Genomic DNA, 25,343 nt, shown 5'->3' with positions numbered 1-25,343 from the left:
TGTACGGGCGGCGTGGCCGGGGACGCGTGCGGTGCGTGGTTCACCGGCGGATGCCGGTCGCGAACGGCAGCGTGTTCACGAACGCCCGGTGGTGCTCGCGGTCGCACCACTCCAGCTTCAGGTACGACTTCCCGGCGGACGCCCTGATCGTCCGCTTGTCCCGGGCGAGTGCCTCGGGGGAGCGGGACGACACCGTGATGTACCCCACGAGGTTGACCCCGGCGGCTCCGCTGGCGAGGTCCTCGCCCCGCTGGTCGAGGCGGCCGTGGGCGGCGATGTCGCGCGGGTCGACGGTGCGGTTCATCTTCGCGGCGCGGCTGGCCTCGGCCTCGTCGTTGGTCTTCTCGGTGAGCATCCGCTCGATGGCGACCTCGGTCGGTTCGAGGTCCATGGTGACGGCGACCGTACGGATCACGTCGGGGGTGTGGACGAGGAGCGGCGCCAGGAAGTTCACCCCCACGGGGGTCATCGGCCACTCCTTGACCCAGGCCGTGGCGTGGCACCAGGGGGCGCGGGTCGCGGACTCGCGGGTCTTCGCCTGGAGGTACGTCGGCTCGACCGCGTCCAGTTCGGCGGGCCAGGCGTTGCGCTTGGACATGGCCTGGATGTGGTCGATCGGGTGGTCGGGGTCGTACATGGAGTGGATGAGCGACGCGAGGCGGGACTGGCCGAGCGGCTGGCGTACGCGGATGTCGGCCTCGGCGAGGCGGGCGCAGATGTCGGTCAGCTCGCGGGCCATGACGACGGCGAGCCCGGCGTCCTTGTGGAGCCGCTGCCGCCTGCCGCCCGCGGCGTGGCGGGCGGCGCGGGCGATGGCGTGGGCCTCGGCGGCCAGTTCGCGCGTGTAGTGCATGCAGGCGACGAGGTACGCGCGGTGCTGCTCGCTGGAGGTCGACACCATGGAGAGCAGCTGGTCGTATGAGTCGAGGAGCCAGCGCGGGGCGCCCGGGTCGCCGCGCTGGGCGACGTCCTTGGCGTGGGCGTCGGGGTCGGCCGGGAGGGTGCGGGCGAGCATCTGGATGCGGGTGACGAAGCCGTCGCCGTTGGCCACGTGCTTGAGGAGGGTGCCGAAACGGTCCACCAGGGCTTCCTGGTCCTCGCTGTCGCGCAGGCCGACGCCGGGGCCCTCGATCTCGATGGCGGCGGTGACGGTGCGCCGGTCGGCGTGGAGCAGTACGGCGATCTCGTCGGGGCCGAAGGGCGCGGAGAGCCAGTTGATGCGGCCGATGCCGGGCGGGGGGCCGATCTCGACCTCGCTGCCGTCGAACCGGGTGCCGGCCTCCATGGCGGCGGAGCGGTACGTGGTGCCCTGGCGGAGGACCCGCTTGTAGCTGCGGTTCACCTCGTACCAGCGGTAGAACGTGCGGCCGCGGTACGGCACGTACACGGCGGCGAGGGCGAGCATCGGGAACCCGGCGAGCAGCACGATGCGCAGCGAGAGGACCGGGACGAGGAGGCCGCACATCATGCCGAGGAACGCGCCGGCGATGATCAGGGCGATCTCGCCGGTCTCGCGGTTCTTGCCGATGATCGCGTTCGGCCGGGCGCGGCCGATGAGATACGTGCGGCGGGGCGTGATCGGATGGGACTGGGTCGTCACCGCCCTCCACCTCCTGAGCTGTTGTTGTTACCGGTGTTGCTGGTGCCGCGGCTGGTGTGCGGGCTGCTGGTGGCCGCCGGGGCGCTGGGCGCGCCGGGCGCGCTGCGGGGCGGGGGCGCGGCGGTGGTGCCCGTGCTGTTCCGGCTGCTGTGGGCGCTGACGCCGCCGGAGACGGTGTTGGCGGCGGCGGGGGCGCTGCCGGACTGTTGCTGCTGGTGGTTGCGGGAGCTGTGGGTCTTGATGCCCTGCGAGACCAGCGCGGCGGGGGAGGAGATGACGGCGGCGGCCTGGGCGCCGTCGGTGGCCTGCCTGCGGTTCGTACGGGCGGTGGCGATCTCGTCGCCGAAGCCGGGTACGAAGCGGTAGATCGCGGCGGACGCGAAGATGGCCAGCAGGATGATGGCGAGGCCGGACACGACGGCGGAGAACGCGTCGGGGCCGTCGCCGGAGGAGAGCGCCCCGGCGAGGCCGAGGACGATCACGATGACGGGCTTGACCAGGATGATCGCGATCATGATCCCGGCCCAGCGGCGGACGTGACCCCACATGTTCCTGTCCACGAGCCCCGCGTACACGACCGTCCCGAGCAGCGCGCCGACGTAGAGCAGCGCGGCGCGGATGACGAGTTCCAGCCACAGGACGCCGGCGGCGAGGATCGACACGAGCGCGACGACGATCATCATGATGGGCCCGCCGCCGATGTCGTCGCCCTTCTTGAGCGCGGCGGAGAACGACCCGAAGAACGCGTCGGTCTGCCCGCCGGTGCCCGACGCGATGACCTCGGTGACGCCGTCGGTCGCGGAGACGACGGTGTGCAGGATCAGTGGCGTGAACGCCGAGGCCAGCACGGTCAGCCACAGGAACCCGACGGCCTCGGAGATCGCCGTGCTCAGCGCCACGCCGCGGATGGCCCGCTTGGCGACGGCCAGGAGCCACAGGACCAGGGTCAGGATGGTGGAGGCGGCGAAGACGACGGCGTACTGCTTGAGGAACTGCGGGTTCGTGAAGTCGACGGCGGCGGTGCTCTCGACGGCGGCGCTCAGCTTGTCCACGGTCCACGCGGCGGCGTCGGCACAGCCGCGGGCGAGGGAGGAGAGGGGGTCTACGGCGCCGCCCGGTTCGAGCGGGTTCACGGAGGGGGAGCTGCCACCGCCGGTCTCGCGTTCGCACTGGTCGCGATACGGGGCGTGGATCAGGTCGCAGGGATTGTCGCTCTTGGTCGGCGAAGGGGTGGGCGTGGGTGCCGCCACGGCCCGTCCGGCCGAGAGGACCACGGCCGTCTGCGTGGTCAGCAGTAGCGTGCCGAGAGCGGTCACGCGGCGCCGTGTGTCAGCGGGCATAGGTGAAGCCTCCGAACCCGGTCACGGCGTCGCTGATCTCCTCGGCGCTGGAGGCGCGGGTGTCACCGCCGACGGGAGCCGGGCCCTCCTTCTGGGAGTAGTTCACCGTCCTCCAGTCGCTGTCCGCCCACTGCAGTTCCATCGTGATGGTGTACCAGCCGTTCGTGACCGGCTTGGTGGAGCCCTCTCCGGCCAGGCCGAAGAGTCCGGCGCACCACACCTCCACGGTGGCGCGGCTGCCGTTGAGGCTGATGATCTTCGTGCCGATGGGCACTGTGCGGGAGATGAAGGAGAACCCCTCGGGCACGGTGCCGTCCGGCTTGAGGCCGACGTTCTCGTAGAAGGAGGGTGTGTACGCCCTGTCCAGCGTGCTCTGGTAGTGCTGGAGCCGCGACGGCGCGATGACGGTCGACAGGATCTCGTCGCGCTTCGCCTTGTCGAACATCTCGGCGGAGCCCAGCGCCACCGCGTAGTTCGCCGCGGCGCTCTGCGCGCCCTGCTCGTCCTGCGCGAAGCCCGCCGGGATCGTGCCGTTCTTGCCGGTGACGGGCTTCGTGCCGGTGGCGGCCGTGGGGGCCGCGCCCTCGCGGGGGGCCTTCGCGGTGCCGCCGCCGTCGGTGTCGCCGTCGCCCGACCGGTTCGCGAAGGCGATCGCGGCGATCAGCAGCACGACCACCCCGACGACCGTCACCAGTGACCGCGAGGTGCGCGGTGGGCGCCGCGCCGGGCCGCCGAAGCCGTCACCGAAGCCGTCGCCGTACTCGTCGGCGGCCTCGTGCTCGGGCAAGCGGGTGCGGGTCCGCCCCGTACCGCCCCGGCCGCCCCTGCCCCGGCCGCTCCCGCCTTCGTACTCGTCGCCGAAGCTCATGACGGGTACGCCTCCTCGAACGACGATTGCTGCTGCTGCCGTACTGCGGTCCGCGACGCGTGCGCGGTGGGGTGAGTGGACATCAGGAGACGCATCCTCTGCGGGCGCCGGAGCTGAAGGCGGGTCGGACGGTGCGGCGGGCTAGACGGCCATCCCGTACACGATGGTGAACAGCGTGCCGAGCGATCCGATGATGAAGACGCCGGTCAGGCCGGCCACGATCAGGCCCTTGCCCTGCTCGGCGCTGAAGGTGTCCCGCATGGCGGTCGCGCCGATGCGCTGCTTGGCCGCCCCCCAGATGGCGATGCCGAGACACAGCAGGATGGCCACGGCCATCACGATCTCGATCATCACACGGGCCTGGTTCCCCAGGCTCCCGAAGGGGCCCCAGTTCGGGGCGATTCCGCCAATGATGGTGGTGATGTCGCCCTTTTCGGCCGCCAGGTACATGTAACTCACCGCCCCTGTTCGGTAGTTTGACGACCCGCCGGATGGCATGGGTCGTCAACTATCTTCGCTGATCGAACCGCCGGCGTACGACGACTTGGCGGGTCTCTTTACCCGATCCCCGCACGTTTGACCGAGCCGACGCCTCTGACCTGCGGCGGTCGGGTGCCCGGCTCGTACGGATACGCGTATGGTCACTCTGTGTATCACGGTGCGTGACTGCGGGCAATGACCGTCGTTGTCCCTTGATTGGGGATTTGCCCGGTGAATAGCGACGCCGCCACCGGAAGGCTTCCGGCGGCGGCGTGAGCGCGGTGCGCGCGGGTGCGCGCGGGTGCGCGCGGGTTGATCGCCCGTCAGGACTCCGTCGGAGCCCCCGTCAGGGTCAGGACTGCCCCGTCTGGCTGAAGAGGAAGTAACCCAGAACCACGATGGCGACGGCGGTCAGTGCGATGACGGCGATCGCGGCGGCCGTTCCCCCGGAGTCTCCGAGCCGGCTCACCTTGTTCCCCATGGTGCTCTCCTGTGGTGCTGACCCCGGCTGGTCGTGGTGCCGGGGTGTGAACGACAGCCGTTTGCGGCTGCACGGCCCAGCGTAGCGCGAGTGGTCCAGACCAGTTGGAGGGGGTCTCCTGGAGGGTGGGGCGCGCCGGGGGAGGGGCCGATCGAGGGGCGATCCCGGAGCGTATGCCCCGGCCGTCCGCCGGTGTGTCCGGGTGCGCATGCCGCGCTGCCGTGGTGCATGGCGACATTCGGCCAGCTCAGAAGCTGTTCACCTGCGGGTGAGTTCTGAGGCGACTCTGACGGACCGTTCCCTTGGGGGAGACGTGCGCGGGGGTGGTGCGGTTGCTTCTGGCCGGTGTGATGTGCGCCCTAATCGCAACAGCTGATCGGGTCTGGATCGTTCCCTGGTAGTGCTTGGTACGCATGTTCGCTTGATGTTCACATGTGTACACCGTTTGTTCGCCTCCCTTCGAGGCGGGCGGGACGCGTCCGAACGCCGACTCGGCCCGCGAGCCGTCGAATTCACCTTCCCGCACCCCGAGGGCGAAGGTGCCCCGCTACGCGGTCCCGAAGAGAGACGCAGCGCTCTCATCCCCTCAGCGTGTGACCGCAAGGTGCCGTGCCGTACGACCGTCCGCCGTCCGTGGCGCGCGGTCTGCTCGTGAGCGGTACTTGGTGGGGGCAACTCAGTCGGCGCGGGGCGCTCCCGCATACCTCCGCCAGAGCCCGTCATTCTGTCGGCTCGTCCGGATCGGAATGTGCGGCGATCAGAATGTCCCCGTGTTCCAGGGACCCTGTTCCCGGGCCGGAAAAGTGAACCTTGGCCGCGTGCGGGGGATCGATGAAGTCTACGAAGACTTCACGGTAACGCTCAATCTTTTCGATGGAGAGCAGTGTTGTCGCTGTGTTCGGAGAGTTTTCGGCAGTGGTGAACACATCGCCGATGCGAACAACTCCGCTAATGCAACGAACGATGCAGGTACCTGAATGATCGGTTGCGTTCTCCACGGCATGAACTTGCAACATCTCAGGGTCGGCCACGCCTGTACGCCTCCGCGACGAAGTGAGTGATCTGCTCGGGTGTGAGCTTGGGCACGTCCCACTCGAGAGCATCGGATATGTTCTGATAACCGTGCACCTTCGGAACGTGGATACCCATCTCCGCAAGTATCTCCTTAGCCGTGGCAGAGGGTATCTGGACGCTGGCCCTACGGGCCACCTCTGCTGCCGGCAGCCCCACTGCGACCTCTGCCTCGGCCCGGATGAACCCGCTTTCTAGTTGGACGCCCTCGAGGGCGCTTCGGGGGATGAGCAGCACTACGGCATCGCCGTACTGTTCCGAATGGCGAGCGAAGACTGTGGCTACTCCTGGATCCGTGGATGTGGGGGTGAAACCGGACTGTTGTGTTCCTTCGCTCGCATCGAATCCCTGGGTCGTTCCTCGGAAGAGGTGGTCCTCCTTCGGGCACCCGAACAGTCCCAGAGGGTCGATGCGGGCGTGCGGATTCCGCACGTAAACCAAGGGGTTGGGCGCAGCTGCCAGGCCCAACGGGTCCCCGCTCAGGTAGCGGGCGGTTTCCGGGTCGTAGTGGCGGAAGTAGTTGTAGTGGAGGCCCGATTCCGGGTCGTAGTACTGGCCCGGGAAGCGGAGGGGGGTGTACGTGGTGCTGGTGGAGGACCAGGTTGTCGTGCCCCACAGGGTGGTGCGGGTGTGCCAGGCGATCGTGCCCGACTCGTCGATCAGCTCCGACGGGGTGCCCACCAGGTCGGTGACCATGGTGAAGAAGCGGGCGTCGACGACCTCCTGCGGGGTGTCGCGGTTCAGGAGGCGTTCGGTCTGGGTCAGGGGCTGGAGGCCCTTGTGGTCCCAGGTCAGCGCCACGGGGTGGGGCAGGTCCGGGGAGTCGGTCGTCTGCTCGCAGAGCGTCGTGCCGTCCCAGGTGAAGGTGGTCTCCTCCAGGACCGTCTCGCCGTCCCCCGCCAGGCGCCGCTTCGCCACCCGGCGGCCCAACGGGTCGTACACGTAGTGCCAGACCGTGCCGTCCGGGGTCCTGATGTGGGTCAGGCGGTCCTCCGCGTCCCAGGTGTAGTGCCAGGTGGCCGGTTTGTGCGACAGGCGCGGCTTCTGGCGGAGGACGACGCGGCCCTGGGCGTCGTGCTCGTAGCGGACGCGGCCCGCGCGGGTGATGCGGGTGCCCGTGTACGTACGAGGGCCCGTGGCCTCCTGGCCGGGATGCGTCGCGGGCCAGGTCGCCTCGGTCTGGTTGCCCGCCTCGTCGTACGCGTACCGCTCCGACCAGTTCGCCGCGTGGACGGCCGTGACGCGGCCGGAGGCGTCGAGGTCGAAGCGGCGCGGTCCGGAGAGGAGGTCGTCGATCGCGGTCAGGTGGCCGTCCGCGCGGTAGGTGTAGGTGCGCTCCTGGAGGGTCCGGCCGGCTGCGCCCATGTGCTGGTGCGTCAGGCGGCCCAGCCCGTCCTAGGCGTGGGTGAGCTGCAGGGTTCCGGAGATGTGGCGGGTCGTCTCCCGGCCTGCCGCGTCGTGCTCGAACGTGAGCGTGCGGCCCGACGTCGTGAGCCGCGTACGAAGGCCCGCCGCGTCGTACGTCCACTCGCTGACCGCGCCGGACGGCGTCGTGCGGCCCGTGCGGCGGCCCAGGGCGTCGTACGTGTAGCGCAGCTCCCGGCCGTTCACCGTCTCCGACAGCAGGCGGCCGTGGCGGTCCCGGAACCGCGTCAGCGTGACGTCCGGGGACACCGCCTCCGCGAGCGCGTCGAACACGTCGTACGCGAAGGTGGTGACCGTGCCCGCCACGTCCTTGCGGACCGTCCTGCCCAGGGCGTCGCGGTCGTAGCGGATGGTCTCGCCCAGGCCGTTGGTCCTGGCGGTCAGCTGCCCGGCCGCGTCGTGCTCGTACGTCAGCGTGCGGCCGTCGAAGTCCGTCTCCGACCGCAGCCGGCCCGCCTCGTCGTACTCGTACGTCCACGTCAGGCCCTGCGGGCCCAGCACCTCCACCAGGCGCAGGGCCGTGTCATGGGTGAACTCGTAGCGCACGCCGTCCGGGTCCGTGCGGGCCTTCAGCAGGTCGAAGTGGGTGTACTCGAACCGGGTGACCCCGCCCATCGCGTCCGTGTGCGTGACACAGTTGCCCTCGCCGTCGTACGTCCAGGTCTGCTCCGTTCCGTCCGGCTCGACGCGGCGGGACAGCAGGCCCTCGGGGGTCCACTCCAGGCGGGTGGTCGCGCCGAGGGCGTCCGTGATCGCCGTCGGGCGGCCGAGGGCGTCGCGGACGTAGCGGATGGTGGCGCCCCGCGGGTCCGTGACGGTCACCAGGAGGCCCGCGGGGGTGTAGCCGACCGACGTCGTGTGGCCGAGCGGGTCCGTCACCGACACGGGACGGCCCGCCGCGTCGTACGCGAACGTGGTCGTCGCGCCCGTGGGGTCCGTCACCGACGTGCGGTTGCCGCGCTCGTCGTACGTCTGGCGCACCACCCTGCCGTCCGGGTGCACGATCCGGACCGGGAGACCCAGCTCGTTGTACTCGGCGGTCGTCCTCCGGCCGTCGGGGCGGGTCACCGTGGTGAGGTTGCCCGCGTCGTCGTACGTGAAGCGCGTCGTGCGGCCCAGCGGGTCCGTCCGCGACAGCAGGCGGTTGTAGCGGTCGCGCTCGTACCGGGTCACCGCGCCCAGCGGGTCGGTCTCCGCGACCACCTGGTGCGCTTCGTTGACCAGGTAGCGGTGGGTCGCGCCCTCCGGCGTCGTCGTCGTGGTGACGCGGTGGCCGGTCTCCGGGTCCGTCTCGTCGTAGGTCAGGCGCAGGGCGATGTGGCCCGCCTCGCCGCCTTCCGCGACGCACCGGTCGCGGTCGTCGTACGCGTAGTCGTACCGGCTGCCGTTGCGGTCCGTCCAGGAGGTGACCCGGGCCCGGTCGTCGTAGGTGAAGCGGAGGGGGAGCCCCGAGGAGTTGATCACCCCGGTCAGGTGGCCGTCCGTGTAGTCGTACCGGACGACCTCCTGGTCCGTGCCGTCCGGCGCCCCGCCCGCCAGGTGGAGGGCGGTGATCCGGCCCTCGCGCGTGGTGAGCCGCAGGTGGTACCCGCCGTGGTGGACGATCGACGTGGGCGCGCCGTCCTCGTCGTACTCGAAGGTGATCCAGTTGCCGTTCCGGTCGTCGATCTGGCCGAGCAGCGCCCGTCCGGTCCGCCGCTCCGTGAAGTGCCAGGCCCTTCCCGCCTCCGGGTCCGTGACCGTGTAGCCGCCGTCCGGGCCGCGGCTGAGCGGCCAGCGAGGGCCGTGGCTCGGGAGCGTCGGCACATCGGGTGCGGGGTGCGGGTACGTCAGGAGCAGTCCGTCCTCGCACACGAAGATCACGCCCTCGGCGCCGATCTCCAGCCGCTGGTCCGCCGTCGATGACCACGAGGGGCCGAACCAGCGGCCCGCCCGGTAGTTCGACGCCACCCGGCGGCGGAAGACCAGCGGGAGGACGCCGGGGAGGGCCAGGTCGGTCTGGGGGAGGAACATGGTGCCGGTGGCCAGGTCCACCGGGTCCGTGGTCCCCCTCTCGACGGCGTGCTCCTCGCGTGCCGGCTTGGCGGGGTCCTCGGTGCCCTTGCGTGCTGCCTGGGCCGCGTCGTCCAGGCCGTGCTTCGTCCCGCTCCTGAGCCCGGCGGTCGCGGCCGTCTTCAGGCCGCCCGCTCCCTTGGTGCCCAGCAGCTCCGGGATCAGACGGCCGATGAACTCGCTCGGGTCCTTCTTCGCGGCCTCCCAGGCCCTCGCGATCGCCTCGTCGGGGTGGGCGAGCGTCGTCACCAGACCGGCGAGGGTCATGTTGACGTTCTTGTAGTACTCGGCCGGGTGCGTGAGGTTGTACGGGTCGACGGGCAGGATCGACCGGACGAAGTTGGTGACGCCGATCGTGCCCTTGGCCATGCCCGCGGCGAAGTGGCTCATCTCGACGGCCCCGGACATCATGCCGTCCTTGAGGGACTTGAGCGCCCTCTCCTTCGCCGACGGGTCAGGGGCGTGCGCCAGGGCCGCCCGCACGGCGGACGTGGCGACCTCCGCGGCCTCGTCGCGCTGGAGACGCGCCGCCTTGAGGATGTCCTGGGCCTGCTCGCGCCGCCGCACACCGGGGTCGGAGAACGCCCCCGGCTCGGGGAGCGGACGGTCGGTGGAGAGCGAGGCGTTGTACGCGTCGATCTTCGCGTTGTGCGCGTCGACGGCCTTCTTCGAGTCCTCCTGGCCCTGCTCGTAGAGGTCGATGGCCTCCTGCGCCCTCGTCTGGGCCCGCGTGAGGACGTCCGCGTACACGTCAAGGGCCTTCGCCGCCTCCCCGCAGGCGTCGGCGGCGCGCAGCCACTCGCCGGGCAGCAGCCCGAACTTCTCCCGGAACGCCTCCGCGGCCTCGCCCTTCCAGCTCGCCGAGTCCAGGCCCTTCAGGCCCCGGCCGACCATGTCGAAGGCGCTCTCGAAGTCGCGGAGATTCCTGACCGTGGCCGTGATGGTGGCGGGCTTGCCGTGGACCAGCTCGTCGGCCTGTTCGGTCCGGCCCAGTTGCTGTTCGCCGATCGCCGCGCCGAGCGACGACGCGGTCTCGTCGCCCCAGTCCTCCACGTCGTCGGCGAGACCCTCCGCGCCGACGTGGTCGAGGAACGCGCCGGTCTCGTTGGTCACGTGGTCCACGACGTGGCCGGTGACGCGCTTGGCGCCTTCCCAGGCGCCCTCCAGCTTGTCGAAGATGTCGCCCATCAGTCGCCGCCTCCGGCCTGTCCCCCGGCGCGCCGGACGGCCTCGTCCGTCGGCTCGTACATCTCGCGGTGGACCGTGTCCAGCAGTTCGCGCTCGTGGCTGTCGAGGGCCCCGGCGCGCTCCATGGAGTCCGCGATCTGGTGCTGGACGTCGTAGCCCACGTCGTTCCAGACCTGCTCCGACTCCGCGTGCGCTGCGCTGAACGACTCCTCGCTCCAGTCGGCGCCGTCCGTGGGGCGCTGGGAGATGATCGAGTCCCAGCTCCTGGCCTGCACCTCCTCCTCCGTCAGGTGGGGGTTCCCGTTGACGCCGTTCACGACGACCTTGAAGGTGTTCTTCACGTACTGGTCCTGCTCGTGGAGCGCCCCGGCGGCGAGGCCGACGGCGTGCGCGAAGGCGTTGCCGCGCCGCATGAGGTCGCGTACGCCCCAGCCCCAGCGGTCGCAGAACGTGCGGAACTCGGCGGCCAGCCCGCGGTGGCCGAGCTCCAGCGCGGACAGCGCCAGGTCGGAGAAGCCGCCGCCCGCGGTGGCGTCGCCGATGGAGGCGAGGTCCTTCAGCTCCCCGTGGGCCTTGTTGATGCCCTCGGTGAGCAGCCGGGCCGTCCCCGGCGGCAGGTTCAGATCCGGTTCACCGCTCATGGCGCCCCCCCGTCGCGCTCGTCCCGGCCGCCCACGCGGTGCCGGTCGTCCCGGCCGTCCTCGAGATCGATCGCCGCCGTGTCCGGCACGACGCCCCGGACCGGCGGGAACAGCGCGCCGTCGTCGCTGCCCGCGTCCAGTGCCACGCCGGCCGGTACGCCGAGCGTCGGCACCATCACGTCGAGCAGCCGTGCGCCCAGCACCGTGCGGTACTCCCACGTCCGGTGGGCCTCGCCCCGGGCGTGTGCGAAGCGGGACAGCGCCGCCTCGTGGGAGAAGGCGCAGATCCAGCGGACGCCGCCCCGGTCCGCCGTCCACAGGCCGCCACCGGCCGCGAGCGGGACGAGGACGGGAGTGCGGCGGAACTCACCCAGCAGGACGGCGAACTCCCGTCGCGCTTCGGCCGCCGTGTCCGGAATTACGCGTTGCAGTTGCGGATTCAACTTCTTCGATGCCGGTGCCGCGGCAGGTGCGCCGTGTGGTGCGCTCAGGGCTTCCAGGCGTGATGACCTGCGCGGTTGTTCCGCTGCGGCCGGTTCACCGCGACCCTCCCCCGGTGTGGTCATGTGGCGGATCATCACATGTGCTGGTTTTCGGATGCAATGGGCTTCTGGGCCTGCCCGGGCGGGCAGTCGACGCCTAAACTGTTGACGGCGCGGATGAGGGCCCTACTGGCGACGGGGGTTGACGGTGCGTAAGGCGTGGCTGGTGGGCGGGGTCGTCTTCGGGGCCTGCCTGAGTTTCGTCGCGTTGCTCGTCGTCGGTACCTACGTCGTCGCCGCCCAGCTCGTCGGCGGGGGCGGGGGCGGGGGCGTACGGGGGGCCGTCGGGCTCGCCAAGGGAGCCGTGCCCGCCGCGTACCAGCCGCTCGTGCAGCGGTGGGGCAACCTCTGCCCGGCCGTCAACCCCGCGCTGCTCGCCGCCCAGCTGTACCAGGAGAGCGGCTGGAACCCGCGCGCCCAGAGCCACGCCTCGGCGCAGGGCATCGCGCAGTTCATCCCCGGCACCTGGGCCGCGCACGGCGTGGACGGCGACAAGGACGGCGACCGGGACGTGTGGGACCCGAACGACGCCATCCCGTCGGCCGCCTCCTACGACTGCTCACTCGCCCAGTACGTGAAGGACGTCCCCGGCGACCCCACCGACAACATGCTCGCCGCCTACAACGCCGGCGCGTACGCGGTCATCAAGTACGGCGGCGTCCCCCCGTACAAGGAGACCCAGAACTACGTCCGGATCATCAGGTCCCTGGAGAAGAGCTTCGCCCGGCCCGTCGGCCCCGTCGAGCCGTCCCGGCAGGCCGCCGGCGCCATCTACTTCGCCCAGAAGCAGCTCGGCAAGCCCTACCTGTGGGGCGGCGAGGGCACCGCGGCCGACGGCGGCCGGTTCGACTGCTCCGGGCTCACCCAGGCCGCGTACGCCACCGTCGGCATCAAGCTGCCGCGCGTCGCCAACGACCAGTACAACGCCGGCCCCCACCCCTCACGCGACGAGCTGCTCCCCGGCGACCTGGTCTTCTTCTCCGACGACCTGACCGACTCCCGCGCCATCCGGCACGTCGGCATGTACGTCGGCGGCGGGTACATGATCAATGCCCCTTACACCGGCGCCGTCATCCGCTTCGACAAGATCGACACACCGGACTACTTCGGCGCGACCCGCGTCACCCAGGACGGCGCGAAGGCCCTGCCCACGCACGGAACTGACGCCTGATCGGACCGCCCCGGACGGAGGGCCGCGATCTCTCTTCGATAACGTCGTGTGAGCGTTTCGTGGAGCGTGGAACGTACCCCTCGCACAGGACGTTCCCCCGACTGATCGCAACCACCTCACCGCAGCACAAGGCAAGGGGCCGCAGCGCATGGCCGGACTCGCATCGGACGGTACGAACCCCGATGTCAGCCTGCTCTACGACATCAACGGGCTGGCCAAGGCCGCCCCGGGCTGGCTGGACCGCGTCATGGGGTTCGTCGGCGAGTACGGGATCATGCTCGGGCTCGTCCTCGTCACCCTCTGGTGCTGGTGGAGCGTCCGGCGGCGCGGCGCGCTGGAGGACTCCGTCTCCGCGGTCGCAGGCATCGTGTGGGCGCCGCTCGCCGCCGCGCTCGCCGTGCTGGTCAACGTCCCCATCCGCGGCTTCGTCGAGCGGCCCCGGCCGTTCCGCGACCACGACGGCCTCGAAGTCCTCGTGCAGGGCAAGACGGACTACTCGTTCGTCAGCGACCACGCCACCCTGGCCATGGCCATCGCCGTCGGGCTGTTCATCGCCGACAAGCGCTTCGGTCTCGCCGCCATCGCCCTCGCCCTCGCGGAGGGCTTCTGCCGCGTCTACATGGGCGTCCACTACCCGACCGACGTCGTCGGCGGCTTCGCGCTCGGCACCGCCATCGCCCTGCTCCTCGCGCCCGTCGCCCTCGCCCTGCTGACCCCGTTCACCGCCGCCGTCGCGCGCTCCCCGCGGGTCGGGTGGCTCGTACGGTCCCGGAAGGCGCCCGGCGGCGCCCGGAACGGACACGGGACGGTGGAACTGGCGGACCCTCGCAGACGAGCGGAGGGAGGGGGTGAGCGCGACCTCGCTGCTTAGGGGTCCGGGGTGCCGTCCCCCACGGGCCTCGGCCGTCCCTTGCGGGCTCACGTGAGCCGGAGCGCGGCGTCCCCTACGGGCCCTCGCCGACCCCTACGGGCCCCGACCCGCCTGCTCACAGTGACTGCGCGTACGTGAACAGGCCCTCCGGGTCGTACCGGCGTCGCAGCCTCGCCAGCCGGGGTGCCGCCTCCCCGTAGTACGCGCGGCGCCAGTCGGCCAGCGCCGGGTCCGCGTAGTTCTGGTACGCCATCCCCGACGCGTACCGCCGCATGCCCTCCCGGGTGCGCCGCAGCCACCGCTGCTGCACCGCGCCCCGCGTGCCCGGCTGCCACGACGCGGCGTACTGCGCCAGCGTCCGTGACCGGCGGTGCACGAACGCCGTCGCCGCCGGGTCCACCCGGTTCACCGCGCCGCCCAGCGCCGTCAGCGCCACCGAGCCGCCGCCCCCGCCCTCCGCGACCGCCGTACGGGTGAACGCCTCGACCGCCGTCGTCAGCGCGGCCCGCCCCGCGTCCGGCAGCGGCCGGTCGAAGAAGTCCGACAGGGCGGCGTACGTCTCCCGCCCCAGCGCCCCGCGCGGGCTCCGCCCCGGCAGCGGACCGGGCAGCCGGCACTGCTCCTCCGACAGGCCCGCGCACCCCCCGAACACGAGCATCGCCTCCAGGAACCCCCGTTCCCGCAGCGCCACCGACGACGCCGGTGCACCCACCCGGTCCGCGAGCCGGTCCACCGCGTCCTCCAGGTCCCCGCGCCCGCCCAGCGTCATCGCGGTCACCGTCACCGTCGGCGTACCGCCGCCCGCGCCCGCCGACAGGTGCAGCTGCGACCAGATCTCGTCCGGCAGGTCCGGGCCCCACACCTGCCAGGCCGCCAGAACCGCACGCGCCCGCGGCCACGGCCAGTTCAGGTACGCGGTCACCGTCGGCGGCGCCGGGTGCGTACGGAACCGCAGCTCCGTCACGACCCCGAACCCGGCGAGACCGCCGCCCCGCAGCGCCCACAGCAGGTCCGGTTCCTCGTCGGCGGACGCCCGCACGGTGCGGCCTTCCGCCGTCACCAGGGTCGCCGCCTCCAGGTTGTCGCAGGTCAGGCCGTACGCGCGGGACACCACCCCGTGGCCGCCGCCCAGCGTCAGGCCGGTCACCCCGACGGTCGGGCACGACCCGGCCGGTACGGTACGGCCCCGCGCGGCCAGCGCGCGGTACACGTCCACCAGCCGCGCGCCCGCCCCGGCCACCGCGCCGGCCGCGCCGTCCGCCTCCACCCGGGCCAGCCGCGACACGTCCACCACGAGCCGCCCGTCGCCGCTGGACCAACCGCCGTACGAGTGTCCGCCGTTGCGCGCCGCGACCCGCAGCCCGTGGCGGCGGGCGAACGCCAGGCACTCCCGTACGTCCTCCTCGCCCGCCACGTACGCGACCGCCGCCGGGCGCAGATGGTCGAAGCGGCGGTTGTACAGCTGACGGGCCGTCGCGTACGCCTCGTCTCCCGGCAGCACCAGCGGCCCGTCGAGCCCGGCGGCCAGCGCCTTCCAGGAGGGCGCGCGACCGGAGGACGGGGCCGGTGTGACGGGAGGGGAGGGGGAGGAGGCGGGTGTGGTCGGGGGCGGGCCGTCGCAGCCCGCCGTCGCGGCCATCACCGCCGTGAGCCCGGTCGCCAGTCCGGTCGTCAGTCCCGTGGTCAGCAGTGAGCGCCGGTCCATGGCGTCACTGTCGCACGGGAAGACCCGCTTCCGACATGTGCGTGACGGCGTCCGTACGGGCCCTTTCGCGGGAGCGGCGGGCCGGGCCCGACCAGCCGCAGGCGCAGCGCGCGAGGGCGAAGGCGCCGCGTTCGGTGGCGGTCGCGTGGTGCGGGGCGTGGTGCGGGGCGCCGCCGGTGACCGGCGGCGGCGAGGGCGCGTCATGCGGGTGCACACGTCCACGGTACCGGGGCCCGGGGGGCGGGCGTGACGGGCGGCGGGAGCGGTCGTTATGCGAGTGGGTCGTCCCCCGGTCACCGAGGCCGCGGGCCGAAGGGCGGGGGTTTCGGCAGGCAGCGGCACGGTGTTGGGGGTAGGCAGGCGATGGTGGTGCACAAGCTCAGGCGGACGGGCGGCGCGGACGCCGTCACCGCCACCGCGGCGGTGGTGGCGGCGGTGGCGACGGGGCTGGCCGGGTGCTCGCCGGGCGCGGACGCCGGGACAGGGCCCCCCGCCGGTGCCGTGGTCGGCGCGACCGCCGGTGGGGCGAAGGCGGGTGACGCGGGCGGGCCGCTCGACACCGTGCGCGCCGTGCCCGAGCTGCTGGCACGGGCCGGTACGTCGAAGGCCAGGACCGCCCTGGAGATGGCGACGGGCGGCACGCGGCTGACCATCGAGGGCGAGGGCGGCTACGACTTCCGGGCGGGGCACGGCCGGGTACGGGTGCTGCTCCCCGAGGACGGCGACCGGCCGCGCCGCCGGATCACCGAGCTGTTCACGCCCGGCGCCCTGTACATGAAGAACCGGGGCGCCGGGGTGCCCGCCGACAAGTGGGTACGGGTGGACACGACCAGCCTCGCGGACGGCAATCTGGTCACGGGCGGCGCCACCGACCCCGGCGCGGCGGCCGAGCTGCTGCGGGCGGCCCGGCACGTGACCTACGTGGGCGCCGTCCACGTGGGCGGCGTGCGGGTGGCGCACTACCGGGGCACCACCGACATCGCCGCGGCCGCGAAGGTCGCGTCGCCGCGGGTGCGGGAGGCGCTGGAGGCCGCGGCGAAAGGGTTCGCCACGGACACGGTGCCGTTCGACGCGTACCTGGACGGGGAGGGGCGCCTGCGGAAGGTGCGGCACCGGTTCAGCTTCGCGAACGGCGAGCGGGAGGTGGAGGTGACCTCCACGACCGAGCTGTACGGCTTCGGGACGGCGGTCGACGTACGGCTGCCGCCGCACCGCGACATCTACACGGGCCGGATCGCGGGCTGACCCGCCGCGCGCACCGCGGCAGAGGGTGCGGGAGCCACCGGCCACGGCCGGGTGACGGCCCCACCGGTCCCTGGCCCGGCAGGGCCTGACCGCGGCCGACGCCACGGGCGCGGCCGAGCGGCCGGCTCCCCGCGTGGGCCCCTGCTTCTACGCGAGCCGGCGGTGGAAGCCTTGGCCCCGTCGGCGGGCGGTGCCGACGAGAGCGGCCAGACCGGCCAGAATCGCGGAGGCGATCTCCGCGTCCATGACCTCGCCGTCCTCCGCACGGTGCCGAAGGGGAGCGACGGGAGCGCACGACCCGGTCCGGTCCGGAGGGTCAGGGGGCCGCTGACACATCGTCCGGAGCGCCAAGGACTCGACGGTCAGGCTCATCCGGGCATGATGCCCGACCGCCGCCGGTGACCGGCGGGGCATGGCCGAGACGGCCCTGCGCCGGGCACCGCCTCCCCTTTCCCGATGCCGTCCGTGTGATCATGCGAGCGGCTCTGGGCCGACCGGTGCGCGGCCGAGGTGCCGACGGCCGGGCGGTCGAGAGGCCACGCCATCAGGTGTCGAGCCGTCGAGCGGGATCGGAGTGCGGTGTGAGCGGGGCTGGGGGACAGGGCGGATCGTCCGTGCCTGACGAGGAGTGGGAACGCTTCCTGCGGGAGTCGGTGAGCGGCGCGGCCGGGGCTCCCGTGGAGCCGTCCGCGGACGACCGCGAGGCCGGGCCGCGGCCGCCGAAGCGCCCCGGGCGGCCGGAGAGGCGGGGCTCGCACCCGTCGGCCCGGGCCCGGCGCGGCACGGGCCGGTACGTGGCCGGGTTCGTGGCGGCCCTGGCCGTCCTGGCCGTGGCGCTCTTCCCGCAGCAGCTCCTCGGCTGGTCAGGGGGGCAGGGAGAGGGCGGGGTGCCGCTGGCCGCCGAGTCGGAGAGGCCCCGGGAGGCGCCCGGCGCCGAGTCCGGTCCGCGCCCCACCCTGGCCGAGCCGTTCCGGGGTTCGCCCGCCGCCCGCTGGGCCGACGGAGCGGCCGGGATCACCGTGCCGGAGGCCAGGGCCACCGGCTGGATGGACGCCGACCAGGTCGAGCGGGCTCTGCGGCGGAGCCGGGACTTCCTGGTGGCCGCCGGGCTCGACCCCGGCGTGCTGCGCGGCGAGCCGCCCACGAGGGCGATCGCCTTGCTCAACCCGCACCAGAAGGACGTCCAGGAGTACCTCCGTACCGCCCTGTCGTCGTCGGCGCCCACCCCCGGGACCGACCCGCTGCTGTTGTTCAGCCGCTTCCGGCCGGACCAGGCGCGGCTGGTCGGTGACGTGGTCAAGACCCGCGGTCGGCTCACGTACCGGGAAGGGCGCCGGGGGGCGGTGGAGGTGACGGCGGACGTCACCTTCGTCTACCCGGTCACCCCGGCAGCGGGTGACGGCGGACCGGACGCCGAGGTCGTCCGTACGATCGTGCGGCGCGAGGTGGTGATGAGCTGGGACGACCCGGCCAAGGTGATCACCGAGCAGGGTACGGCGTCCCTCGTCTCGTACGCGCTCGACATGACCAACGGCGGATGCTCCGGCCCCACCGGCTACTTCGTACCGCCCTTCGGCGCGGCCGACGAGCAGCCCTCCGGCACAGCCGGTCAGGTGGACCCGTACGACCGCAGCAAGCCGATCGGCACACGCGGCGAAACGGCGGACGGCTGCGCGACCGCCACCCGCTCCTGAGGGGCTCCGGCCCTTCGCTGACGGGGGCGGGGGTACGCGTGGGGGCGGTCGCGTACAGCGGGGGCTCGGGGTGGTGACCGGGGGGTGAGGGGGCGCGGGGGAGGCCCTCTGGGTGGCCCGCGAATGGTCCGGACGTGTCATGCGCGGACCGTGTCGCGCTCCCTACGCTGGGAAGCCGACACCGGCTGGAAGAGGTGAACGCGCGTGGCCCCGCTCCTGCTCCTCAGTGCGAAGACCCTCCAGGACCACGTGGCCCTCGCCGAGATCGAGCTGTGCGGCGAGCTGATGATCGCCGCCTCCACCACGGACGGCGAGCGGCTCAGCGCCGACCGGATCGACGAGGTGCTGAAGGTGTCGCCCGGTACGGAGCCCCCGAGCGGGCCCACGCCGGGCGCCTGACCAGGAACCGCACCTGGTCCCGGTCGGTTCCGGGAACTTTTCGCGTTCCGGCGATGACTTCGGGCCGGGCCGGCGGTCTCCCCTTGGACGTTTCCGCCTGCCGGACGCCGACTTCTGGCGCGTACCGGTGGCGGCCAGGGCACTGCCGTGACAGGAGAGGCCATCGTATGACTCATCCAGAACCGACCACCGAACCGCGCCGGCAGGGGGCCGGACTGTGGCCGACGGTCCGCGCCGAGCGGGCCGCCCTCGCGGCGGATCTCGCGGAACTGGCCGACGAACGGTGGGCGACGCCGTCGCTGTGCGCCGGGCTGTCGGTCCGCGAGGTGCTGGCGCACCTCACCGCGGGCGCGAGCCTCGACACCGTGCGGTGGATGGCGGGGGTGATCCGCTGCCGGTTCGACTTCGACCGGCAGGTGGCCATGCGGCTGGCCGAAGAACTGGGCGCGACCCCCGCCGAGACGCTGGAGAGGTTCCGGCGCGTGGTGGCGAGCACCACCAAGCCGCCCCTTCCCGTCGTGGCCATGCTCGGCGAGACGGTCGTGCACGGCGAGGACATCCGGCGCCCGCTCGGCATCCGGCGCGCGTACCCGGTCGACGTCCTCACCCGGCTCGCCGAGTACTACCAGGGCTCGGACCTCGTGGTGCTCGCCAAGGGGCGCGTCCGGGGCCTGAGGCTCGTCGCGGACGACGGGCCGTTCACCGCGGGGTCCGGGCCGCTGGTCTCCGGCACCACCCTCGCCCTGGTGATGGCGATGACCGGACGCGCGGCGTACTGCGCCGAGCTGCGGGGCGATGGCGCCGAGCTGCTCCGCGGCCGTTGCGTACCGGGGTGACCGCGCCGGGTCGCCGCCCCGCCGTAGGCCGTACCGGGACGGGTCGTGCCCCTGGGGCGGTGGCGGTGCCGGGGGCGGGCGCCCCTGCCCGGAGCCTTGCCCCCGCCGGGCCCGCACGGGATGGGGAGCCGTACCCGGAGCCTTGCCCCCGGGGGCTCGCACGGGATGGGGAGCCGTACCCGGAGCCTTGCCCCAGGGCCCGCACCGGAGGGGCAGCCGTACCGCCTGGACCGGGCCCCGCTGCGGGGCGACGTACCGGCCGGGGCTCAGCCGCAGGGGCCGTACGCCTCCGGGGCCTGCCGCGTGCGGGGCGCCGCACCGGCCTCGGGCCCGCCCGTAGGGGCCGTACCGGACGCTGCCCGGGGGCTGCCCGGGAGGCTGCCCGGCGGCGCCGCGCGGAGGTGCACGGCGATCAGATTCGGACAGGTCCAGCAGTCACGTGCGCATCATCCGCGCGATCGCTTTTGTGGCCTCTTCGACCTTCGCGTCGATCTCGTCGCCGCCCTTCACCGCCGCGTCCGCGACGCAGTGGCGCAGGTGCTCCTCCAGCAGCTGGAGCGCGAAGGACTGGAGCGCCTTCGTGGACGCCGAGACCTGGGTGAGTATGTCGATGCAGTAGACGTCCTCGTCCACCATCCGCTGAAGGCCCCTGATCTGGCCCTCGATCCGGCGCAGCCGCTTGAGGTGCTCGGCCTTCTGGTCGTGGTACCCGTGCACCGCGTGACCGTGGTCACCGTGGGCCTCGACGGGCTCCGCGACCGGAAGGCCGGCCGGCTCGGTGGTCGTCATGGGTCCTCCCGTTGTCCGCAAAGGGTGGGTATACCCCTCGCGGGTATATGGTACCGATCCTCGCGGGATTGTGCGGGGTCGGTTCTGTTCACTGTGCCCGATGGGCGACACTGAGGAACGCCGGTTCGCCGTGGCCGGATGATGCGCCTAGCATCAGCCTGACCGACATCCATGCACCGAAGGACCCCACGTGCGCTTTCGTCTGACCCCCCGGGAGACGAGCTTCTACGACATGTTCTCCGCGTCGGCGGACAACATCGTCACCGGCTCGAAGCTCCTGATGGAACTGCTGGGAGCGGAGGCGTCCGCGAGGGCCGAGATCGCGGAGCGGATGCGGGCGGCCGAACACGCCGGGGACGACGCCACCCACGCGATCTTCCACCAGCTGAACTCCTCCTTCATCACGCCCTTCGACCGCGAGGACATCTACGCCCTCGCCTCGTCGCTCGACGACATCATGGACTTCATGGAGGAGGCCGTCGACCTCGTCGTCCTCTACAACATCGAGGAGCTGCCGAAGGGTGTCGAGCAGCAGATCGAGGTGCTGGCCAGGGCCGCCGAGCTGACCGCCGAGGCGATGCCGCACCTGCGGACGATGGACAACCTCACCGAGTACTGGATCGAGGTCAACCGTCTGGAGAACCAGGCCGACCAGATCCACCGCAAGCTGCTCGCCCACCTCTTCAACGGCAAGTACGACGCCATCGAGGTGCTGAAGCTGAAGCAGATCGTGGACGTACTGGAGGAAGCGGCCGACGCCTTCGAGCACGTGGCGAACACGGTGGAGACCATCGCCGTCAAGGAGTCCTGAGGTCCCGTGGACACCTTCGCTCTGGTCGTGACCATCGGGGTCGCGCTCTTCTTCACCTATACGAACGGCTTCCACGACTCGGCGAACGCGATCGCCACGTCCGTGTCCACCCGGGCGCTCACGCCGCGAGCCGCGCTGGTGATGGCGGCGGTCATGAACCTCGCCGGTGCCTTCATGGGCAGCGGCGTCGCCAAGACGGTCAGCGAGGGCATCATCGCCACGCCGACCGGCGACAAGGGGATGGGCATCCTCTTCGCCGCGCTGATCGGCGCCATCGTCTGGAACCTGATCACCTGGTACTTCGGGCTGCCCTCCTCCTCGTCCCACGCCCTGTTCGGCGGCATGGTCGGCGCGGCGCTGGCGGGCGGCACCGAGGTGATCTGGGGCGGGGTGCTGGAGAAGATCGTCATCCCGATGTTCATCTCCCCGTTCGTCGGCCTGATCATCGGCTATCTGGTGATGGCCGCGATCATGTGGATCTTCCGCAAGTCGGGACCGCACAAGACGAAGCGCGGCTTCCGGATCGCGCAGACCGTGTCGGCCGCCGGAATGGCGCTGGGCCACGGCCTCCAGGACGCCCAGAAGACGATGGGCATCGTCGTGATGGCTCTGGTCATCGCGGACGTCGAGCAGGCCGGTGACCCGATCCCGCTGTGGGTGAAGGTCGCCAGCGCGCTGATGCTGTCGCTCGGCACGTACGCGGGCGGCTGGCGGATCATGCGGACGCTGGGCCGCCGGATCATCGAGCTGGACCCGCCGCAGGGCTTCGCCGCGGAGACGACGGCGGCGTCCGTCATGTACACGGCGTCGTTCATGTTCCACGCGCCGATCTCCACGACGCACGTCATCACGTCCGCGATCATGGGCGTGGGCGCGACCAAGCGGGTCAACGCGGTCCGCTGGGGCGTCGCGAAGAACATCGTCCTTGGCTGGTTCATCACCATGCCGGCCGCCGCGGCGGTGGCGGCGGTGAGCTTCTTCGCCGTACAGATCTTCTTCGGCTGACCGGCCCGTACGGGCCGTACGGGCCGTCTGCGGCTGCCCCCGCCGTCAGGCCGTACGGGCGCCGGGGCCGGGCCAGGGCCGTACGGCCGCCGGACGCGAAGCGGGCCCGCCCTCTCCGGGAGCGAGAGGGCGGGCCCTTCGTCATGCGGTGGCACCGCCATGCAGCACCGCAGGACGCCTGTGGGGCGGGAGGATCAGCCGAAGCGGCCGGAGATGTAGTCCTCGGTGGCCTGGACCGACGGGTTGGAGAAGATCCGGTCCGTGTCGTCGATCTCGACCAGCTTGCCCGGCTGGCCGACCGCCGCGAGGTTGAAGAACGCGGTGCGGTCGGAGACGCGGGCCGCCTGCTGCATGTTGTGGGTCACGATGACGATCGTGAACTGTTCCTTCAGCTCGCCGATCAGGTCCTCGATCGCCAGGGTGGAGATCGGGTCCAGGGCGGAGCAGGGCTCGTCCATCAGCAGCACGTCGGGCTCGACGGCGATGGCGCGGGCGATGCACAGGCGCTGCTGCTGGCCGCCGGAGAGACCGGCGCCCGGCTTGTTGAGGCGGTCCTTGACCTCGTTCCAGAGGTTGGCGCCCCTGAGGGAGCGCTCCACGACGTCGCCCAGCTCGGACTTCCGGTAGTTGCCGTTCAGGCGCAGGCCCGCCGCCACGTTGTCGAAGATCGACATGGTGGGGAAGGGGTTGGGCCGCTGGAAGACCATGCCGACCGTACGGCGCACGGCGACGGGGTCGACGTCCTTGCCGTACAGGTTCTGGTCGTCCAGCATCACCTTGCCCTCGACGCGGCCGCCGGGGGTGACCTCGTGCATCCGGTTCAGGGTGCGCAGGAAGGTGGACTTGCCGCAGCCGGACGGGCCGATGAAGGCCGTGACGGAGCGGGGCTCGACGGTCATCGAGATGTCGTCGATCGCCTTGTGGTTGCCGTAGTACGCGGAGAGGCCGCTGACGTCGATTCGCTTGGCCATCTTCAATCACTTCCAAGTGTGCGCCGCTGTCCGGCGGGATGCCGGGCGCGGAGCCGGGGGTCGTGGCCTCAGCGGCCGGTCTTCGGGGCCTTCCAGCGGGCGATGCCGCGGGCCACCAGGTTGAGGATCATGACGAAGGCGATCAGTACGAGCGCCGCTGCCCACGCGCGGGCCACGGCGGCGTCCGTACCGACGGCGTACTGCTCGTACACATAGAGCGGCAGCGACGCCTGGGCGCCCTCGAACGGGTTCGGGTTGATCAGCTTCGTACCGAAGACGAGGAGCAGCACGGGGGCCGTCTCGCCGGTGATACGGGCGATCGCGAGCATGACGCCCGTGGTGATGCCGCCGATCGCGGTCGGCAGGACCACCTTGAGGATCGTCTTCCACTTGGGGACGCCCAGCGCGAGGGACGCCTCGCGCAGCTCGTTCGGGACGAGCTTGAGCATCTCCTCCGTGGAGCGGACGACCACCGGCATCATCAGGATGGCCAGCGCCATGGAGCCGGCGAAGCCGGAGGGACCGAAGCCGAGGATCAGGTTCCAGGTGGCGAGGATGAAGAGACCCGCGACGATGGACGGGACACCCGTCATGACGTCGACGAAGAAGGTCACGGCCTGGGCGAGCTTGCCCCTGCCGTACTCGACCAGGTAGATCGCGGTGAGCATGCCGATCGGGGCGGCGATGACCGCGGCGATGGCGACCTGCTCGATGGTGCCGAGCAGCGCGTGGTAGACGCCGCCGCCCATCTCGGCGTCGAGGACGCCGTTCATCGAGTGGGTGAGGAAGTACCCGTCGAGGACCTCCATGCCCTTGCTCACCGTCACCCAGGAGAGGGAGGCGAGCGGGACGATGGCGAGGACGAAGCAGACCCAGACGAGGCTGGTCGCGACGCGGTCCTTGGCCTGGCGGGCGTTCTCCACCTTGGTGGTGATGACGTACGTGGCGAGGATGAACAGCAGGGCGGAGATCATGCCCCACTGGACGCGGCTCTCCCAGCCCGCGGCGAGGCCGATGCCGACACCGGCGGCGATGGAGCCGACGGCTATCGCGGCCGGGGCCCAGCGCGGCATGCGGGCGTGGGCGAGCGGGGAGCGGCGGCGCGTGGGGGCGGCGGCCGGGCGCTTGTCCTGGATGACGTGGCTCATGCGTTGGCCCCCGAGTACTCCTTGCGGCGCGCGATGATCCACCGGGCGGCGCCGTTGACCAGCAGCGTGATGAGGAAGAGGACGAGGCCGGAGGCGATCAGGGCGTCGCGGCCGTACTCGTTCGCCTCGTTGAACTTGGCGGCGATGTTCTGCGCGAACGTGCCGCCGCCCGGGTCGAGGAGGCGCCCGGAGATGATGAAGCTGGGCGACAGGACGACGGCGACGGCCATCGTCTCGCCGAGCGCGCGGCCGAGGCCCAGCATGGAGGCGCTGATGATGCCGGAGCGGCCGAACGGCAGGACCGACATGCGGATGGTCTCCCAGCGGGTCGCGCCGAGGGCCAGGGCGGCCTCCTCGTGCATGCGCGGGACCTGGAGGAAGACCTCACGGGTGACGTTGGTGATGATCGGCAGGATCATGATCGCCAGCAGGATGCCGACGGTGAACATGTTCCGCGCGACGCCCTCGCCGGACTTGTCGAAGATGTACGTCCAGCCCAGGTACTGGTCGAGCCACTTGTTGAGGCCGCCCAGGTACGGGACGAGGAAGATCGCGCCCCACAGGCCGTAGATGATGCTGGGGACGGCGGCGAGGAGGTCCACGACGTAGGCGAGGGGCCCGGCGAGCTTGCGCGGCGCGTAGTGCGAGATGAACAGCGCGATGCCGATGGCGACCGGCACGGCGATGACCATGGCGATGATCGAGCTGACGATCGTGCCGAAGGCCAGGACGGCGATGCCGAAGACGGGCGGGTCGCCCGCCGGGTTCCACTCGGAGGTGGTGAGGAAGTTGCCCTCGTTCTCGGCGATGGCGAGGATCGCGCGGTACGTGAGGAAGACGGCGATCGCCGCCATGATCACCAGCAGGGTGATGCCGGAGCCGCGGGACAGTCCGCGGAAGATCCGGTCACCCGCCTGGGACGGGGCGGAGGCCTTCGGGGGCGTTGTGTCGTGCGGCCCGGGAGGCGGTGGCGTGTGGGTGGTGGCTGTGGCCATCGTTGAGTTCTCCGG

General features: G+C 71.8%; 22 protein-coding genes and 1 pseudogene. 8 read left to right on the top strand and 15 right to left on the bottom strand.

Going from position 1 to position 25,343, the window contains the following annotated elements:
* Positions 1-40 precede the first annotated feature (40 nt).
* The 9 genes and pseudogenes from J116_RS12965 to J116_RS12935 all read right to left on the bottom strand — a co-directional run bounded on the left by J116_RS12965 (position 41) and on the right by J116_RS12935 (position 11,712).
* Positions 41-1,600 (bottom strand): SCO6880 family protein, encoded by a 1,560-nt coding sequence (locus J116_RS12965; protein ID WP_023587503.1) that lies wholly within the window; start codon positions 1,598-1,600, stop codon positions 41-43.
* Positions 1,597-2,940 carry a membrane protein gene (locus J116_RS12960; protein WP_023587502.1) on the bottom strand — a complete coding sequence of 448 codons (1,344 nt, stop codon included), beginning with the start codon at positions 2,938-2,940 and terminating at the stop codon, positions 1,597-1,599. Before J116_RS12960 ends, J116_RS12965 begins: the two co-directional genes overlap by 4 nt.
* The gene (locus J116_RS12955) at positions 2,930-3,808 is read right to left on the bottom strand and encodes a hypothetical protein (RefSeq protein WP_023587501.1); all 879 of its coding nucleotides are present in this window, start codon (positions 3,806-3,808) and stop codon (positions 2,930-2,932) included. The genes J116_RS12960 and J116_RS12955 overlap by 11 nt, the downstream gene beginning before the upstream one ends.
* A gap of 141 nt (positions 3,809-3,949) precedes the next feature.
* Positions 3,950-4,258 (bottom strand): hypothetical protein, encoded by a 309-nt coding sequence (locus J116_RS12950; protein ID WP_023587500.1) that lies wholly within the window; start codon positions 4,256-4,258, stop codon positions 3,950-3,952.
* 382 nt (positions 4,259-4,640) lie between these two features.
* Complete coding sequence (locus J116_RS31235; RefSeq protein WP_023587499.1) at positions 4,641-4,769, bottom strand: hypothetical protein; 129 nt, start codon at positions 4,767-4,769, stop codon at positions 4,641-4,643.
* 719 nt (positions 4,770-5,488) lie between these two features.
* Positions 5,489-5,800, bottom strand: a complete 312-nt coding sequence (locus J116_RS29715) for a hypothetical protein (RefSeq protein ID WP_139140478.1) — start codon at positions 5,798-5,800, stop codon at positions 5,489-5,491.
* Positions 5,787-10,505 (bottom strand): annotated as a pseudogene (locus J116_RS12945) (putative T7SS-secreted protein). Before J116_RS12945 ends, J116_RS29715 begins: the two are co-directional and overlap by 14 nt.
* Entirely contained in the window at positions 10,505-11,146 is a 642-nt protein-coding gene (locus tag J116_RS12940) for a hypothetical protein (protein ID WP_023587498.1), read from the bottom strand. The pseudogene J116_RS12945 and the gene J116_RS12940 overlap by 1 nt, the downstream one beginning before the upstream one ends.
* Complete coding sequence (locus tag J116_RS12935) at positions 11,143-11,712, bottom strand: hypothetical protein (RefSeq protein WP_023587497.1); 570 nt, start codon at positions 11,710-11,712, stop codon at positions 11,143-11,145. The genes J116_RS12940 and J116_RS12935 overlap by 4 nt, the downstream gene beginning before the upstream one ends.
* 124 nt (positions 11,713-11,836) lie before the next feature.
* On the opposite strand from J116_RS12935, the gene J116_RS12930 reads away from it, so the two are divergent.
* Positions 11,837-12,859, top strand: a complete 1,023-nt coding sequence (locus J116_RS12930; protein WP_023587496.1) for a C40 family peptidase — start codon at positions 11,837-11,839, stop codon at positions 12,857-12,859.
* Positions 12,860-13,007: 148 nt separating this feature from the next.
* Positions 13,008-13,730, top strand: a complete 723-nt coding sequence (locus tag J116_RS12925; protein ID WP_023587495.1) for a phosphatase PAP2 family protein — start codon at positions 13,008-13,010, stop codon at positions 13,728-13,730.
* Positions 13,731-13,845: 115 nt separating this feature from the next.
* On the opposite strand, the gene J116_RS12920 is transcribed toward J116_RS12925, so the two are convergent.
* The gene (locus J116_RS12920) at positions 13,846-15,435 is read right to left on the bottom strand and encodes an FAD-dependent oxidoreductase (RefSeq protein WP_023587494.1); all 1,590 of its coding nucleotides are present in this window, start codon (positions 15,433-15,435) and stop codon (positions 13,846-13,848) included.
* A gap of 4 nt (positions 15,436-15,439) precedes the next feature.
* A complete protein-coding gene (locus J116_RS12915; RefSeq protein ID WP_023587493.1) occupies positions 15,440-15,649 on the bottom strand; it encodes a hypothetical protein in 210 nt (69 codons plus the stop codon).
* Between the two features lie 149 nt (positions 15,650-15,798).
* Here J116_RS12915 and J116_RS12910 point away from each other — a divergent pair, with 149 nt between their 5' ends.
* The 4 genes from J116_RS12910 (at position 15,799) to J116_RS12890 (ending at position 19,609) form a co-directional block, all read left to right on the top strand.
* Positions 15,799-16,680 (top strand): hypothetical protein, encoded by an 882-nt coding sequence (locus J116_RS12910; RefSeq protein ID WP_028964003.1) that lies wholly within the window; start codon positions 15,799-15,801, stop codon positions 16,678-16,680.
* Positions 16,681-17,294: 614 nt separating this feature from the next.
* Complete coding sequence (locus J116_RS12900; protein WP_023587492.1) at positions 17,295-18,374, top strand: hypothetical protein; 1,080 nt, start codon at positions 17,295-17,297, stop codon at positions 18,372-18,374.
* 204 nt (positions 18,375-18,578) lie between these two features.
* Positions 18,579-18,773, top strand: a complete 195-nt coding sequence (locus J116_RS12895; protein ID WP_023587491.1) for a hypothetical protein — start codon at positions 18,579-18,581, stop codon at positions 18,771-18,773.
* A gap of 167 nt (positions 18,774-18,940) precedes the next feature.
* On the top strand, positions 18,941-19,609 hold the full coding sequence (locus J116_RS12890) for a maleylpyruvate isomerase family mycothiol-dependent enzyme (protein WP_023587490.1): 669 nt from the start codon (positions 18,941-18,943) through the stop codon (positions 19,607-19,609).
* Between the two features lie 435 nt (positions 19,610-20,044).
* On the opposite strand, the gene J116_RS12885 is transcribed toward J116_RS12890, so the two are convergent.
* A complete protein-coding gene (locus J116_RS12885) occupies positions 20,045-20,398 on the bottom strand; it encodes a metal-sensitive transcriptional regulator (protein ID WP_023587489.1) in 354 nt (117 codons plus the stop codon).
* Between the two features lie 190 nt (positions 20,399-20,588).
* Here J116_RS12885 and J116_RS12880 point away from each other — a divergent pair, with 190 nt between their 5' ends.
* Both J116_RS12880 and J116_RS12875 read left to right on the top strand, forming a co-directional pair.
* A complete protein-coding gene (locus J116_RS12880) occupies positions 20,589-21,209 on the top strand; it encodes a DUF47 domain-containing protein (protein ID WP_023587488.1) in 621 nt (206 codons plus the stop codon).
* Positions 21,210-21,215: 6 nt separating this feature from the next.
* The gene (locus tag J116_RS12875; RefSeq protein WP_023587487.1) at positions 21,216-22,214 is read left to right on the top strand and encodes an inorganic phosphate transporter; all 999 of its coding nucleotides are present in this window, start codon (positions 21,216-21,218) and stop codon (positions 22,212-22,214) included.
* Positions 22,215-22,408: 194 nt separating this feature from the next.
* Here the strand turns inward: J116_RS12875 and pstB are convergent, their stop codons facing one another.
* From pstB to pstC, 3 genes are all read right to left on the bottom strand, one after another.
* Complete coding sequence (pstB, locus tag J116_RS12870) at positions 22,409-23,185, bottom strand: phosphate ABC transporter ATP-binding protein PstB (protein ID WP_023587486.1); 777 nt, start codon at positions 23,183-23,185, stop codon at positions 22,409-22,411.
* 68 nt (positions 23,186-23,253) lie between these two features.
* The gene (gene pstA, locus J116_RS12865) at positions 23,254-24,333 is read right to left on the bottom strand and encodes a phosphate ABC transporter permease PstA (protein WP_023587485.1); all 1,080 of its coding nucleotides are present in this window, start codon (positions 24,331-24,333) and stop codon (positions 23,254-23,256) included.
* Positions 24,330-25,328 (bottom strand): phosphate ABC transporter permease subunit PstC, encoded by a 999-nt coding sequence (gene pstC / locus J116_RS12860; protein ID WP_023587484.1) that lies wholly within the window; start codon positions 25,326-25,328, stop codon positions 24,330-24,332. The genes pstA and pstC overlap by 4 nt, the downstream gene beginning before the upstream one ends.
* Between the last annotated feature and the right edge of the window lie 15 nt (positions 25,329-25,343).

The sequence above is a fragment of the Streptomyces thermolilacinus SPC6 genome, from assembly GCF_000478605.2.
Classification (GTDB): Bacteria; Actinomycetota; Actinomycetes; order Streptomycetales; family Streptomycetaceae; genus Streptomyces; species Streptomyces thermolilacinus.
The sequence above is the reverse complement of the archived record's forward strand: the minus strand, read 5'-3'. Positions and strand labels throughout refer to the sequence as shown.

Coding starts and splice junctions, on each gene's coding strand:
- J116_RS12960 (WP_023587502.1), bottom strand. CDS start 2,940: ATGCCCGCTGACACACGGCGCCGCGTGACCGCTCTCGGCACGCTACTG.
- J116_RS12955 (WP_023587501.1), bottom strand. CDS start 3,808: ATGAGCTTCGGCGACGAGTACGAAGGCGGGAGCGGCCGGGGCAGGGGC.
- J116_RS12950 (WP_023587500.1), bottom strand. CDS start 4,258: ATGTACCTGGCGGCCGAAAAGGGCGACATCACCACCATCATTGGCGGA.
- J116_RS31235 (WP_023587499.1), bottom strand. CDS start 4,769: ATGGGGAACAAGGTGAGCCGGCTCGGAGACTCCGGGGGAACGGCCGCC.
- J116_RS12940 (WP_023587498.1), bottom strand. CDS start 11,146: ATGAGCGGTGAACCGGATCTGAACCTGCCGCCGGGGACGGCCCGGCTG.
- J116_RS12935 (WP_023587497.1), bottom strand. CDS start 11,712: ATGACCACACCGGGGGAGGGTCGCGGTGAACCGGCCGCAGCGGAACAA.
- J116_RS12925 (WP_023587495.1), top strand. CDS start 13,008: ATGGCCGGACTCGCATCGGACGGTACGAACCCCGATGTCAGCCTGCTC.
- J116_RS12920 (WP_023587494.1), bottom strand. CDS start 15,435: ATGGACCGGCGCTCACTGCTGACCACGGGACTGACGACCGGACTGGCG.
- J116_RS12910 (WP_028964003.1), top strand. CDS start 15,799: ATGGTGGTGCACAAGCTCAGGCGGACGGGCGGCGCGGACGCCGTCACC.
- J116_RS12890 (WP_023587490.1), top strand. CDS start 18,941: ATGACTCATCCAGAACCGACCACCGAACCGCGCCGGCAGGGGGCCGGA.
- J116_RS12885 (WP_023587489.1), bottom strand. CDS start 20,398: ATGACGACCACCGAGCCGGCCGGCCTTCCGGTCGCGGAGCCCGTCGAG.
- pstB (WP_023587486.1), bottom strand. CDS start 23,185: ATGGCCAAGCGAATCGACGTCAGCGGCCTCTCCGCGTACTACGGCAAC.
- pstA (WP_023587485.1), bottom strand. CDS start 24,333: ATGAGCCACGTCATCCAGGACAAGCGCCCGGCCGCCGCCCCCACGCGC.
- pstC (WP_023587484.1), bottom strand. CDS start 25,328: ATGGCCACAGCCACCACCCACACGCCACCGCCTCCCGGGCCGCACGAC.